Origin of the sequence: Roseovarius sp. MBR-6, from assembly GCF_040547525.1 — a bacterium.
Classification (GTDB): Bacteria; Pseudomonadota; Alphaproteobacteria; order Rhodobacterales; family Rhodobacteraceae; genus Roseovarius.
Genome location: NZ_JBEPPW010000004.1, coordinates 84,798 through 97,962 on the forward strand (window position 1 = coordinate 84,798; position 13,165 = coordinate 97,962).

Here is a 13,165-nt window from a genome sequence, read left to right on the forward strand (position 1 = left end):
GGTCTATCTCTCCTCAGGAAAGGCAAAGCGCCCGACGATGCGCCGCCGCCAGGGCAGGCTCAGCGCGCTTTCGACCACGCCATGCCCCGAATAGGCGTGAATAAACGTGACCCGCGCACCCGTTTCGGCGGCAATGCCCAGATGCTTGGCCACCGCCCCTTCGCGCATCCGGAACAGGATCACGTCGCCGGGGGCCTCCTCCTCCAGCGGCCTGGGGTGCAGATGCCGCAATGCCGCCGCCCAGAGCGCCTCCTCGCGCGCAGGCTCGGCCCAGTCCATCGAATAGGCGGGCGGGCGCTCGGGCTCGGCCCCCATCACCTCGCGCCAGACACCGCGCACCAGCCCCAGGCAATCGCAGCCCGCCCCCCGGCACGCCGCCTGATGCCGGTAGGGCGTGCCAAGCCAGCCGCGCGCGGCGGCCACGATCCGCGCGGCCCTCATCGCCGCCGGCTCCCGCCGTCAAGACGCGGCGATTTGGTCGGATCGGTGATCACCCAGTCATCGCCGGGAATATCGGGGAAGCCCTGGAAATTCAGCAGGTTGTCGAATTTGAACAGGCAGGTCTCCATCGCCTTGTCGCAGCCCGCCTCGATGCGCAGCGCGTCGCCCATGGCCACCGGGGCCCCCAACGGATGCCACAGCTCGATCACCCGTCCCGCCCCCTCCATACGGTCGCGTTTGATCAGACCCGACAGGCCCGCCGCCGCCCCCGATTGCACCCGGATCAAGCCATGGCGGAACCAGTCCTCGGCAAATCCGCCCATCTGCGCGAAGCGAAACACCCGGTTTTCGTCAACCGCCTCGGCAGGTCGCTCGGCAACATACCCCGGCGTATCCAGATCGAATGTGCAGTCGCGATCCCCCAGGATGGCGCTGCACCGCTTCTGATAGACCCGCCCCAAGGGCACGTTGAGCGCATCCGTGAGGCCGCGCAATTCCGCCTCGAACGCACCGCCCGCGCGGCGGATATCGCCCAGGGTGCCCGCGAAAATCTCCAGCCGCTCGGCCACGTCCTGCCAGTTCACCACCCAGGCGCGCAGCCCCGCGCCGTCATAGCGCCCGGCCTCGATTTCCGCTTCGGTAATGCCCTCGTCCGAGAGCGCGCCAAACGCCTCCGTATTGTTGACCGCCAGCCCGGTGCTCTCCTCCACCGCGCGCGCGCTCATCCCCGTGCCGGGGCGAAAGGCGATGCCGTCGAACATGAGCGCCCGGTCGTGATCGGTGAACCCCATCACCTGCCCGTCGCGCCGCGTCAGCGCCCAGCACCGGCACACCGTGGTGATCCCGCGCCCCAGATGCGCGGCCAGCGCCGCCGCCCCTGCCCCGCTCACAACCGGACCTCCACCACCGGCACATTGGGCACCTCGCCCGCCTGGAACGAGGCAAGGCTCACCGCGATGCGGTCGGTATCGAACCGCACCGGCACGTCGAATTCATATCCGGCGGTGACCGGCACGCCCCTGTTGGGCGGCTCGGCAAAGGTCACGATCCCGGTGGTCTCGTCCACCTCGTAATGCACGCCCTCGCGCATCTCGACATCGCCCAGCCCCATGCGCACGCTGCCGCGCACGGGCTTCACGATGGGCCGCACCGCCACCTGCACGCCCGAGCGATAGGTCTTGACCAGTTGAAACGCGCGCGTCGCATCATCGCCCACCCCGATCCGCTGATCGTCAAAGGCGGGTGCGGCCCCGGCGCGGCTCGATTTGAAATCGCTCCAGTCCTTCCAGCGGAACCCGTATAGCTGCCCCTGCCGCGCCTCGAAGAACGCAATCAGCGCCTCGATATCCTCCAGGCTGCGCAGCGCCACGCCCGCGTCATAGCGCCGTCGCGCCTGCGCCCAGGGGCTGTTGCGCTCCTCATGCCCGCTGGCCAGCGTGACGATCTCGGTCAGCCGCTCAGGGCCACCGATCGAGCCAAAGCTCAGGTTTGCCGGAAACCGTATCTCGTGAAATCCCATGATCCCGCCCCCTTCAGCGATTGCGCGCGCCGCGCCCGATGACGCGGCCAAGCTGCGCCGCGATCTGACCCTGGCTGCGGCGGAACCCCTCCACATCGGGCGTCGAGACATTCATGACCACGCTGACCGCGCCGCCGCCCTGCGCGCGCACCCCGAGCCGCCCGTCCGCGCCGCGCGAGAGGGGCAGGATCGCCTCCGGCCCCGCCTCGCCCATCAATCCGCTGCGCCCGCCACGCATCGGAAACGTGACCGGCCCACTCACCACGCCGCCATTGGCAAAAGGCATGACCCGGCCTTGGGTGAACCCGCCCCCCTTGGCGAAGGGCAACAGCCCACCCAGAAGCGCGCCCACCCCTTGCGAGACGAGCCCCCCCACCTGATCCGTGACCGGGCGCACCGCGTCATTGAACGCACTGTTGACGAGGGTGGTGGCCAGCCGCCGCAGGCTCTCGCTCAGGCTGTCGCCCTCCACCACCGCGCCGCGCAGCGCACCGCGCAGGCCCCGGCTCAACCCCCGCTCAAGGCTCTGCGCATCCTGACCGGCAGCGGCAAAGCCACCGCGCACCCGCCCCAATTCCCCGGCAAAGGTCGCCGCCATCGCCCCTGCCTGCCCCATCGCGGCATCAAGCGCCGCGATCTGCGCCTCCAGCTCCTCCGTGCGCTCGATCTCATCCATCGCCCAAATCTCCTGTCTCGTCGGGGAAGGCCGCCAACAGCGCCTCCAGTCCCGCCCGCGCCATCGGTTGCCCCGCGCGCCCCTCGCCCAGCATCAGCCGCAATTCGACCGGTGTCAGCGCCCAGAACTCGACCGGGCGCAGGCCCAGACCCTGCACGCCCGCCCGCAAAAGCGCGGGCCAGTCGAACCGCGCGCTCATGCGTCCCCCTCGGGCAGGGCAAAGGCCCGCGCCAGAAGCTGCGCCGCCGCGCGCGCCGCCGCCAGCGGCCCGCCCTCGATCTCGGCACTGAGCAACTCCGCCGCCGATCCGCGCCAGCCACCGCCGCGCAAGCCCGCGACGATCACCGCCAGCACATCGCGCGTGGAAAACGCGCCGCCCTCGAAGCGGGCAACCAGATCGACCAGCGATCCCGCCGCCAGCGCCGCCTCCAGCTCTGCCAGCGCCCCGAGCGTGAGCCGCATCACGCGGGCCTCGCCATCCAGCACCAGCGCCACCTCGCCTGCCCAGGGGTTCGCCATCGCGCTCACAGCACCGTGAAGGTCAACTGCCCCGCCGACGCGAGCGCCACCTCATAGGTCGCCTCGCCGTCATGGGTGCCGCCATACTCGATCGAGGTCACCTGAAACGGCCCCTCGATGGTGCCGAAATCGGGGATGATCACCTGAAAATCCGGCATCTCCCCGTCAAAGAAGATCTGCCGCATCCGCGCATCGCTCGCGGCATCGCGGAAGATCCCCGAGCCGCTCAGCCCCGCCGATTTCACGCCCGCGCCCGCCAGCAATTCGCGCCAGCCCCCCGCCGATTCAAGGCTCGTGACATCCACGCTCTCGGCGTTGAAGCTGACGCGCGTTGCGCGCAGCCCCGCCACGGTCTGGAAATTGCCGCTGCCGGTGAGATCGACCTTGATGAGAAGGTCCTTGCCATTCTGAACTGCCATTTTGGGTCTCCGTTCCTGTGTCTCAAACGCTGTCGTCCACGCGCGCCCGGAAAGTCAGATCGATCCGCCGCCGCTGTGCCGCGCCGGTGCGGATCGCCCGCGCGCGCAAGAATTGAAGCGCCACCAGCCGCCCCCGCGCGAGGCTCAGCGCCGCGCCATCAAGCGCATCGCTGACCGCCCCCGCCGCCTGCTTGGCGGCCAGAAACCCCGCCGCCTGCGCCACCACCGAGACGGTCACGCGATGCTCGGCCCCCGCGCCGGTCATGTCGCCGCGCTCGCGCACCTCCTCGGGGCCAAGCGTGACGTAGAGATCGGGCACCCTGCCCTGCGGCACCGCGTCGTGGATCGCGCCGCCCACCAGCGCGCCCAGCGCCGTATCGGCAATGAGCCGCTCATAGATCGCCGCCTGAAGGGCGGCCGCCGCGCCATAGCTCATGCCACCACCTCCTCTTCGGCCCAAAGCGTGAGGAAACCCCGCCCTGCCGCGCTCTCGGTCACCGCCTCGATCAGGAAGAGCCGCGCGCCGTCGCGCAGCCGTTGCCCGGCCAGCGGGCGCGACGGCGCGCCCTGTGGCGCGGCGCGCACCGTGATCCGGAAGGCCGCGCGCGCCACGCTTGCGCCCTCGCCCGGCCCCTCGCGGCCCGTGCGCGCCACCACCTCGGCCCAGAGCGTGCCGCGCACCTCCCAGACCTCCGTGAAGCCGCCCGCGCCATCGCCCACCCGCGCCGGGGCCTCGAGCACCAGCGGGCGCGACAGCGTCACCGCCCCTCTCATCGCGCGCCCCCCCCGAGCAGGCGCACCTTGCGATAGCGCTCGATCAGGCTTGCCACGCCAAACGGCATGCAGCCCTCGCGCAATGCGGTCTCGGCGCGGTGTTCGTAGAAATGCGCGGCCAGCATCAAGACCGCCTGCCCCAGATCGGACGGCAGGTCGCCCCAGCCCACGCCATAGCCCGCGCGAAACACGATCTCGGCCACCCCGCCCGTCGGCACCATCGGCAAAAGCGTCCCCGCCGGCCGCAGCACCGGACGATGCGCGTCACGCTCCAGCCGGTAAAGGGCCGGATCGATCACCTCCACCTCATCGCGCCGGTCGCGCAGCACAAGGCTCAGGACTGCCCCCACCGGCGCAACCGGCAGGGCTTGGCCCGTGGCGTCCTGCCAGCCATGCAGAACCCATGAAAAATTCCGTTCGATCAGCACCTTGCCAGTGCGTCCCTCGATCGCGGCCATGGCCGCACGCAGAAATCCCTCCAGAACGGGGTCCTGAATATCGTCATCCGCAAATCCGGTGCCCAGCCGCAGATGCGCCTTGAACTCCGCCAGCGGCAATGCGGCAGTCGGTGCCGCGCTCTCTTCCATCAGCAACATGGACCATCTCCATCATTCCGGACCCCTCCCGCGTATTGGCGCGTGCCGCCCGGCCTTGCCCGGACGGAGGGGAAGCTGAACAAAGCCGCATTTTGCGGCACGCGCCTTCTGGGCGAGGGCCATGCGCCCCCGCCCGCCTTCACCGCGCGCCTCAGGCGGCGGCGAACCGCAAGAGCTTGATCGCCTTGAAATCGCTCACATCGCCGCCCACGCGCTTGGTGGCGTAGAACAGGACATGCGGCTTGGCGCTGAACGGGTCGCGCAGGATGCGCAGGTCGGGACGTTCGGCCACCGTGTATCCGGCGCGGAAATCGCCGAAGGCAATGGCGTCCGCGCCCGCCGCGATCTCGGGCATGTCCTCGGCAATCAGCACCGGATAGCCCATCAGCCGCGCGGGCTCCGCCGCCGCCAGACCGTCCGACCACAGGAACCGCCCATCGGCATCCTTGAGCTTGCGCACCACACCGGCGGTGCGCGAATTCATCACGAAAGTGGCGTTGGCGCGGTATTCCGCCCCCAGCGCATAGACCAGATCGACAATCGCATCCGGCCCGCCCAGATCGCCCGCAACCCCGGTCGGCACATAGCCCAGGTTGCCCCAGGTCCAGACATCGTTATCCACGGCCGGACGGCTCAGGAAGCCGCGCGGCTTGTCCACCCCGTCGCCCGCGACGAACGCCGCCGCCTCGGCACGCGCGAACCGGTCGGCGATGCGCGCCGCCAGCCAGCCCTCGACATCAAAGGCGCTGTCATCGAGCAGCCGCTGGCTTGCCTTGGGCAGCGCGCTCAGCTCATGGAGCGGGATCGAGATGCGGTCGATCACCGGCGTGGCGGTCTCGGTCACCGCGCCCGTCTCCGAGGCCCAGCCGTGGCCCAGATCGGTGTGATCCACCAGCACGTCGAAACTCGTCGCCTCCACCGTCACGACATTGGCAATCGCGCGGATCGAGGCCGTGGAATTCATCACCGAGCGGATCGTCTCCGAGGTCTGCGGATCGACCAGGTAGCCACCCTCGGCAGCCACCGAGGTGTTGAGCGCCTTGCCCTCCATCTCGAGGCCCCGCAGCCCGTCATCATCGCCCGAGCGCAGATAGGCGTCAAACGCCTTGCGATGCGGCGCGCCGCTGTCGCGCTCGCCTGCCAGATGCGGGCGGCCCTGCGTCAGGCTCTTGCGTTCGATCATCGTCATCTTGTCATCCTGTTGTTGAAACCGTTTGCTGATCTCGGCCCGAAAGCCCCTGAACTCGTCGAGAAACCCACCCAGGGCCTCGCGCATCTCGGTGGCCGGAGACATCTCTCCCCCGGTCCGAGCCTTTGTCTCGGTCGTCATCGTCAACTCCTCTCGGTTACGGGTGGGGCGGCTCAGGGCCGCGCCATCTCCCGGCGCACCGCCCGCAGCACGGCCGCCAGATCGCGCCAGGTGTCGCCGGGGTCTTCTCCCTTGGCGGCCACCCGCGCACTGGGCAGCATCGGGAAGGTCACCAGCGACACCTCCCAAAGCTCCAGTTCCTGCAAGAGCCTCTGGCCCTTCTCGTTCCGGCTGGCGCGCACGGTGCGATAGCCGATGCTCAGCCCGTCAAGCGCGCCCGCGGCAATCAACGCCGAAGCCTCGCGCGCCCGCGCCACGCCATCGAGCAGCCGCCCCTTCACGTAGAGGCCGCGCGCATCCTCGCGCACCTCGTCCCAGATCCCGATGGGCTCGCGCGGGTCGTGCTGCCAGAGCATCCGCACCCGGCGCCCCTCATCCGCCAGCCGCTTCAGGCTCGCCGCATAGGCCCCCCTGGCCACAACGTCGCCGCCCTGATCGGGCGCATCGAAAAGGCTCGCATAGCCCTCGATCGCGCCCGCCTCGGTGACGCGCAGCGCATCCGTCGCGCCGCCCATGAATTTCCGTTCCAGTCCCGTCTCCATCATCTCGCCCTTTCGCCTCATCCCGGCAGTGCCGCCAATATCGGCTGAAACGCCTGCACCAAGACCGCTGCCACCACGCCATACACCGCCAGCCACAGCCGCCGCTCCAATCGCTCCAGCGCCGCCTCCATCCGCTCCAGCCGCTCCACCATGGCGCGATGCTGCAAATCCGAGACCCGTTCATGCGCCTCCAGCCGCAGCGCGGGCGCACAATCGAACGCCTCGAACCCGTAACGCGGGGGTGGCGCGGGCTCAGCCATCCGCGCCCACCTCCGCCAGCGGCGGCAGCCCCAGAAGCGCGCGCTTCTCCGCCGCCGTCAGGAAATCCGCCCCCGCCACCCGCGCCCAGTGCGCATCGCGCTCGGCGGCCAGCGCAGGCACCCGGTCAAGGTCGGGCGCAAGCTCCAGCGCCTCGCCCGTGAACGCCGCCAGCCACGCCGCCACCGCCGCGCTCACCCGCGCCGCCAGCGGCAGCACCGTCAGGCGGTAAAAGGCGCGGTTCGCCTCCTGGTAATTGGCGAAGGTCGCATCGCCCGGAATGCCCAGCAGCATCGGCGGCACGCCAAAGGCCAACGCAATCTCGCGCGCGGCCGCTTCCTTGGTTTTCTGGAATTCCATGTCCGAGGGCGAGAATCCCATCGGCTTCCAGTCCAGCCCGCCCTCGAGCAGCATCGGCCGCCCGGCATTGCGCGCGCCCTGATGATGCGCCTCCATCTCGGCCACAAGGCGGGTGTATTGATCCTCGGTCAGGTTCCCCTGCCCCTCGGCCCCCTTGTAGACAATCGCCCCCGATGGCCGCGCCGCATTGTCCAGAAGCGCCTTCGACCAACGGCTTGCCGCATTGTGCACGTCAATCGCCTGTGCCGCCGGTTGCAGCGGCGACAGACCGTAATGGTCGTCCTGCGGGTGAAAACTGCGGATATGACAGATGCAGGGCGCGCCCTCGCCCAGATGAAACCGGTGCTTGCGCCCGCCCACCTGATACTCATAGCCCACCGGCCAGCCATCCGGGCCGGGGATGACGCTCATCCGGTCCGAGCGCAGCACATGCAATTCCAACGGAACCCCACCCGCACCGACCGCCTCGACAAAGGCATTGCCGCTCAGGAGAAGCTGACCATAGAGCGCCTCGAAAAGCTCCGCCCGCCCCTGCGCCGGGTTGGGCCGCGCCACCAGATCAAGCACCGGATGGGCTGCAAAACGCCGCTCGCTGTCCTGCAAGACAAGCGGCAGCGCCGCCGCCGCCTCGGCGATCATCTTCACGCAGCGGAACCCCACCGGATTGCCCGCAAACCCCGTGCGCATGAGGCCCGCCGTGTCGCGCGGCCCCCCGGCCGCGCGGCCCTGCATCCCCCAGGCCATGACCCGGCCGGCGGCACTCGCCTTCGTCTCGGGCGGTCCTGCCGCCTCCGTCCCTCCCTGCCGGAAGAAATCCAGTATCATTGCGTGCTCCTTCATCTCGGCGCGTGAAGGGCATCAGACGGTCAAAGATTTAAGACTTCTTAACCCCACCGCACGCTCCCGATCCGCATCCGCCCCGGGCAGGGTGACCGCCAAGCACAAATGCCGTTTTTCGCGAGGAGGCCGATTTTATAAAACGCTGAAACGTCATGCATTCCGGTTTCCCTTGCATCTGCAAAACATCTCTGTAAATAAATGGTTCATAAAAGGAGACCAGAATGACTGACCTGTCAAAACTTTCCTCACAGGAACTCGAAAACCTCGCAAAAGAGGCGCGTGAGCTGGCAGTTGCCAGAAAAGAAGACGAGAAAAAGCAGCTTCGCGCAGAGATTGTAAAGCAAATCCGCGACGCCGGTTATACGATCGCAGATATATTTCCGGGCACCGATACGCCGGCCCGGAAATCCGTCAAATCCGTGGTGAAATACCGAGACCCCGCCGATCCCTCGAAAACCTGGACCGGACGCGGCAGAAAACCCGGCTGGCTGGTCGAAGCCGAGGCCGCTGGCCGTTCACTTCAGGATTTCGCAGTCTGACAGCAAAAGGGCGCGGCATTGCCGCGCCCTCATGCCCCGCCTGACGCAGCCCGTCAAAGTAGCGAGTCATGCATTTGTAGCCACTTACTCCGCCGCCTGCGCGCTCTACGCTACATAGCGCCGGACCCTTAAAGAAAGGTTCGGTGATATTTGACCAAGCGCTCGAAATGAGCGTCAAGCGAGCGTTTGAGATGCGCCGCATCTTTCACATTCAAAATATAGTCGACCAACAGGTTATATTGCATGATCTGACGCGGCAGTCGCAAAGCGGGGTCTTGGCGATTGATGCGCTCATCCTCTTCGATGACTTGAATGACCTGTTTTTCGGGCACGTCAACCGGTTGATCCGGGACCAGCATGCCCTTGCCGTTCATCAACCTGACGCACGGATCAAACTCGTTGAACAGATGTGCTTCCAATCGCGCAATCTCGGACACATGCTTGACAGGCCAGGCCCATACATAGGCGATTTCCCAAACATCCACTTGTCGATTGGCAATCACATCCGACCGTGCCGAGGTCAAATGGCGGCGAACACGGGATCGGATTCCATCAACGGATTGCCCGACATAGATCGGAACGCCATCCAGATCACAAAGCGCGTAAACACCGATTTCATCAGTCAAGTCCCTCAGCGCGTCCCCCCTGAAAGACTGAACATTGCTCACGCAACAGCCCTTTCCGCCGCAGTCTTGAGCAGGATCGGTTGAAAAAGATGCTCGTCCAGATGTTTCACGATGGGAACAACCACACCGTCTCCTGCGATCCGGTAGGCATCATTGTAACGATCGGGCATTCGATACGTCTTGGGCAGCCCCATAAGGCGGGCAACCTCGCGTCGCGACAACAGGCGCGCCTCGATCTTGTCTCCGCGAATAATCAGAATTGTTTGACGGGAAGAGCCTCCCGCCGGTGTTCGCAAACAACCCGCGATACCGTCAAACCGCACCTCCGCCCGCTGACGCACACGCCCGGACTCGTCGGGCCGCCCTCGCTTGTAGAGTGTTCCGACAACTGTCTGGCCTGCTCGCGTCGCCGCGGCGACCCGCGCAAGGCTCGGGGTTGACATCATCGAAAGCAAACGCCCGATTTGATCTTCGGTAAACCAGGATGTATCGGGGTCGGTGTCAAGAATGTTCTGCAAGTTTTCGCGCGATACGGTCGGGGTTGGCAGGCGAAACCACAACCAGTTATTTCGTATCAATTGGCTGGACCTGTCATGGAAACGCCGCAGGCGTGGCGTGCAAAACATGCCCGCCGCTTGCGAGTGACAAAGATCACCCACGTCCAGTTCCCCACGCACCGCGATCACGAAAAGACGCGGTCGGCTCTGCGGCACGAAATGACAGGCGTCGATTTCAAGTGCCCCGACCTTGTAGCCAACCGATATGAACGATCTCAGGATGTGATCAAGATCTCTGCCTGCGTCGCGCGACAACAGGCCCGTCACGTTCTCGAATGCAATCAGTCGCGGCGCAAATCCGGCGATAACAGCGGCGCGCACCTTTTCGAACCAAGGATTGAACACACCGCTCCGCGCCCCCCCAAGCCCTAAGCCCTTGCCGGCAAGGCTGAAATCCTGACACGGGCTTGACGCCCAGTAGAGATCGATGGGTTGCTTTAATACGTCCGGATCAAGTGCTGCTACATCCCCCTCGACTAGCCCTGCTGCGGACCAGTTTTCACGGTAAACCCGGCATTTCATCGTATCGATGTCGTTGGCGAGTGTGCATTGCCAACCAGCGTCAAGTGCTGCGCGCACCATACCACCGCCGCAAAAAAACTCGGCATATCTGGGAGGGTGATCCACATCGCACACCATATCTATGTCTACGATCTGGAGTATGCCCTGTCGAGACTAAATAAACCTTAATCTATTCCGCCGCCTTCGCGCTTTCGGCCTCGATCTCCGCCGCGCGGCGCTCGACCTGTTCGACGATGTGCTCGATCATGCCGTCATTATCCATCCGGTGGCTCTGCTTGCCCGCAAGATAGACCATCCCGTTGCCCGCCCCACCACCGGTAAAGCCGACATCGGTCATCAGAGCCTCACCGGGGCCGTTGACCACGCAGCCAATGATCGACAGGCTCATCGGCGTCTTTATATGCGCCAGCCGTTCTTCAAGAGCCTCTACCGTGCGGATCACGTCAAAACCCTGCCGCGCGCAACTCGGGCAGGAAATGATATTCACCCCCCGATGCCGCAGCCCGAGCGCCTTGAGGATCTCATAGCCAACCTTCACCTCTTCCACCGGATCGGCCGAGAGGCTCACCCGGATCGTATCGCCGATCCCCGACCAAAGCAGGTTGCCCAGCCCGATCGCGCTCTTGATCGTGCCGGTCATCAACCCGCCCGCCTCGGTGATTCCGAGATGGATGGGCGCGTCCGTCGCCTCGGCCAGTTGCATATAGGCAGCGGCGGCCATGAACACGTCCGACGCTTTCACGCTGATCTTGAACTCGTGAAAATCATTGTCCTGAAGGATACGGATATGATCCAGCCCCGATTCCACCATCGCATCGGGACAGGGCTCGCCGTATTTGTCCAGAAGATGCTTTTCAAGACTTCCGGCATTGACGCCGATCCGCATGGAACAGCCGTGATCGCGCGCCGCCTGAATGACTTCGCGCACCCGTTCCGGGCTGCCGATATTTCCCGGATTGATCCGCAGACAGGCCGCCCCGGCCTCGGCGGCTTCAATCCCGCGCCGGTAATGGAAATGTATATCCGCCACGATCGGCACAGGACTTTCGCGCACGATATCCTTCAGCGCTTTCGCGCTTGCCTCGTCCGGCACCGAAACCCGCACGATATCCGCCCCCGCCTCGGCGGCGGCCTGAACCTGTGCCACGGTGCCCGCCACATCGGTCGTCAGTGTGTTGGTCATGGTCTGCACGGTGATCGGCGCATCGCCACCCACCGGGACCGGACCCACCATGATCTGACGCGATTTGCGGCGCTCGATATTGCGCCACGGGCGGATGGGATTGTGCGACATCGCTTAGCCCCGCTCGGTTGGGATGTTCTCTGCACCAGAGATAGCGCGCCATCTCCCGCACGGCAATCGTGCTCAGTCCTGCGTTGACTGCAACATGGCCGCCATGTGGCTCTGAAGATCGCGGTCGGCCTCCATGTCGGCGACGGCGAACCGCTCGACAAGATCACCGGCCTCAAGCGCCACGTTCGACGTAACCGCCCCGCGCTGGCCTGCCGGGCCGTAATGCGCCCCGTTCACGACGAAATAGACCGCCCCCGATTCACCGACCCGCAAGACCGGCGGCTCCTCGGTCGCGGGCACCTCATAGGTCTGCCCCGCGTTCAGGATGCCCTCGAACAGGACCGAGCCATCCGCCCCGTTCACCCGCACCCATGCCGGACGCACCGCCAGAACCTGAACACCGGCACGGTCACTGGACACGACCTGCGGTGACAGGGGCATGTCCGGGTCCATCTCCTGCGCCTCGCGCAACGCGAATGCGATGGCGCTCTCGCGGTCAGTTACCGGGGCGGCGGGGCTCAACGTGCCGACCTCGCGCGGATCAAGCGTCGATATCGGCGCGTCACGCGCCACCATCACCGGCACATCAAGCGCCTTGGGGCGATAAAGCCTGCTCACCCGCTCCTCGCGCGGGGGCTGGAACACGCCCGCACCCTCCGCCACCTTCTCCCCGCGCGCGACCTGCGCCAGCGGGTCGAGATCAGCGAGCACGACGGGTGTGTTCTCCACCGGCACAAGCTGCACCTGCTGCACCTGTCGAAGCACGCTCCAGCCGCCATAGCCGATCGCCCCGATGAGCGCGACCAGCACCAGGGCCGATCCGACCGCCGCCGGTTCGATCCGCGCCAGAAAATTCTCGGTGGCCGGCAAAAACGGCGTGCCATTTCCCATCAGCGGGTCCTGCGCACGCGGTTTGGCGATCACATTCCGCTCGGCCGCACTGCGTGACGAGGCCTCCTGCGACATGCCATGCGCGATGGAAAATCCCGATTCCGCACAAAAGGCGGCAAAGGCCTTGTCCGGGTCCATCCCGAGGTAACGCGCATAGGATCGCACGTAACCGGGGATGAATCCGGGCGTATCGAAGACGGAGGGATCCGCGTTTTCGATGGCGGCAACATAGTTGGCGCGGATCCGAAGCTCCCGCTCGACATCAAGCAGCGACTTTCCAAGCGTGGCCCGCTCGCCGCGCATCAGGTCGCCAAGACGCACCTCATAGGCATCAAAGCCACGAGTATCGGCGTCTTCAGCCTTTTCCTTGCGTGCGTTCCACCGCCCGATCATGCGCTCTTATGCCTCTCGCGTGTCCCATGG

19 protein-coding genes are annotated in these 13,165 nt (G+C 66.1%); 1 reads left to right on the forward strand and 18 read right to left on the reverse strand.

The genetic code is table 11. The annotated features are described in order from the left end of the window. Positions 1–3: 3 nt before the first annotated feature. The 14 genes from ABIE57_RS06925 to ABIE57_RS06990 form a co-directional block, all read right to left on the reverse strand. Positions 4–441: an NlpC/P60 family protein gene (locus ABIE57_RS06925; protein WP_354538277.1), complete on the reverse strand. Its 438-nt coding sequence runs from the start codon at positions 439–441 to the stop codon at positions 4–6. Continuing rightward, positions 438–1,331, reverse strand: coding sequence for a phage/gene transfer agent baseplate hub protein (locus ABIE57_RS06930; RefSeq protein ID WP_354538278.1), 894 nt, complete (start codon positions 1,329–1,331; stop codon positions 438–440). Before ABIE57_RS06930 ends, ABIE57_RS06925 begins: the two co-directional genes overlap by 4 nt. Further along, positions 1,328–1,960, reverse strand: coding sequence for a phage distal tail protein, Rcc01695 family (locus ABIE57_RS06935; RefSeq protein ID WP_354538279.1), 633 nt, complete (start codon positions 1,958–1,960; stop codon positions 1,328–1,330). The genes ABIE57_RS06930 and ABIE57_RS06935 overlap by 4 nt, the downstream gene beginning before the upstream one ends. A 13-nt stretch (positions 1,961–1,973) precedes the next feature. Further along, positions 1,974–2,636 carry an RcGTA-type gene transfer agent tail tape measure protein gene (locus ABIE57_RS06940; RefSeq protein WP_354538280.1) on the reverse strand — a complete coding sequence of 221 codons (663 nt, stop codon included), beginning with the start codon at positions 2,634–2,636 and terminating at the stop codon, positions 1,974–1,976. Beyond that, positions 2,629–2,835, reverse strand: coding sequence for a rcc01693 family protein (locus ABIE57_RS06945; protein WP_354538281.1), 207 nt, complete (start codon positions 2,833–2,835; stop codon positions 2,629–2,631). The genes ABIE57_RS06940 and ABIE57_RS06945 overlap by 8 nt, the downstream gene beginning before the upstream one ends. Continuing rightward, positions 2,832–3,155 (reverse strand): gene transfer agent family protein, encoded by a 324-nt coding sequence (locus tag ABIE57_RS06950; protein WP_354538282.1) that lies wholly within the window; start codon positions 3,153–3,155, stop codon positions 2,832–2,834. Before ABIE57_RS06950 ends, ABIE57_RS06945 begins: the two co-directional genes overlap by 4 nt. 5 nt (positions 3,156–3,160) lie before the next feature. Continuing rightward, positions 3,161–3,574 carry a phage major tail protein, TP901-1 family gene (locus ABIE57_RS06955; RefSeq protein ID WP_354538283.1) on the reverse strand — a complete coding sequence of 138 codons (414 nt, stop codon included), beginning with the start codon at positions 3,572–3,574 and terminating at the stop codon, positions 3,161–3,163. 22 nt (positions 3,575–3,596) lie between these two features. Then, positions 3,597–4,010: a DUF3168 domain-containing protein gene (locus ABIE57_RS06960; protein WP_354538284.1), complete on the reverse strand. Its 414-nt coding sequence runs from the start codon at positions 4,008–4,010 to the stop codon at positions 3,597–3,599. After that, positions 4,007–4,348: a head-tail adaptor protein gene (locus tag ABIE57_RS06965; RefSeq protein ID WP_354538285.1), complete on the reverse strand. Its 342-nt coding sequence runs from the start codon at positions 4,346–4,348 to the stop codon at positions 4,007–4,009. The genes ABIE57_RS06960 and ABIE57_RS06965 overlap by 4 nt, the downstream gene beginning before the upstream one ends. Continuing rightward, complete coding sequence (locus ABIE57_RS06970) at positions 4,345–4,944, reverse strand: head-tail connector protein (protein ID WP_354538286.1); 600 nt, start codon at positions 4,942–4,944, stop codon at positions 4,345–4,347. Before ABIE57_RS06970 ends, ABIE57_RS06965 begins: the two co-directional genes overlap by 4 nt. 151 nt (positions 4,945–5,095) lie before the next feature. Further along, positions 5,096–6,274, reverse strand: a complete 1,179-nt coding sequence (locus ABIE57_RS06975; protein WP_354538287.1) for a phage major capsid protein — start codon at positions 6,272–6,274, stop codon at positions 5,096–5,098. 32 nt (positions 6,275–6,306) lie between these two features. Next, positions 6,307–6,858: an HK97 family phage prohead protease gene (locus ABIE57_RS06980; protein ID WP_454283719.1), complete on the reverse strand. Its 552-nt coding sequence runs from the start codon at positions 6,856–6,858 to the stop codon at positions 6,307–6,309. A 14-nt stretch (positions 6,859–6,872) separates the two neighbouring features. Then, on the reverse strand, positions 6,873–7,115 hold the full coding sequence (locus ABIE57_RS06985) for a GTA head formation protein, RCAP_rcc01685 family (RefSeq protein ID WP_354538288.1): 243 nt from the start codon (positions 7,113–7,115) through the stop codon (positions 6,873–6,875). Next, positions 7,108–8,298 carry a phage portal protein gene (locus ABIE57_RS06990; protein WP_354538289.1) on the reverse strand — a complete coding sequence of 397 codons (1,191 nt, stop codon included), beginning with the start codon at positions 8,296–8,298 and terminating at the stop codon, positions 7,108–7,110. Before ABIE57_RS06990 ends, ABIE57_RS06985 begins: the two co-directional genes overlap by 8 nt. 236 nt (positions 8,299–8,534) lie before the next feature. Here ABIE57_RS06990 and ABIE57_RS06995 point away from each other — a divergent pair, with 236 nt between their 5' ends. Further along, positions 8,535–8,852, forward strand: coding sequence for an H-NS histone family protein (locus ABIE57_RS06995; RefSeq protein ID WP_354538290.1), 318 nt, complete (start codon positions 8,535–8,537; stop codon positions 8,850–8,852). A gap of 128 nt (positions 8,853–8,980) precedes the next feature. On the opposite strand, the gene ABIE57_RS07000 is transcribed toward ABIE57_RS06995, so the two are convergent. From ABIE57_RS07000 to ABIE57_RS07015, 4 genes are all read right to left on the reverse strand, one after another. Further along, a complete protein-coding gene (locus ABIE57_RS07000) occupies positions 8,981–9,520 on the reverse strand; it encodes a GIY-YIG nuclease family protein (RefSeq protein ID WP_354538291.1) in 540 nt (179 codons plus the stop codon). Further along, on the reverse strand, positions 9,517–10,674 hold the full coding sequence (locus ABIE57_RS07005; protein WP_354538292.1) for a DNA cytosine methyltransferase: 1,158 nt from the start codon (positions 10,672–10,674) through the stop codon (positions 9,517–9,519). The genes ABIE57_RS07000 and ABIE57_RS07005 overlap by 4 nt, the downstream gene beginning before the upstream one ends. 52 nt (positions 10,675–10,726) lie before the next feature. Then, positions 10,727–11,851: a flavodoxin-dependent (E)-4-hydroxy-3-methylbut-2-enyl-diphosphate synthase gene (gene ispG / locus ABIE57_RS07010; RefSeq protein WP_354538293.1), complete on the reverse strand. Its 1,125-nt coding sequence runs from the start codon at positions 11,849–11,851 to the stop codon at positions 10,727–10,729. Positions 11,852–11,923: 72 nt separating this feature from the next. Continuing rightward, positions 11,924–13,135: a helix-turn-helix domain-containing protein gene (locus ABIE57_RS07015; RefSeq protein WP_354538294.1), complete on the reverse strand. Its 1,212-nt coding sequence runs from the start codon at positions 13,133–13,135 to the stop codon at positions 11,924–11,926. Positions 13,136–13,165: the final 30 nt, after the last annotated feature.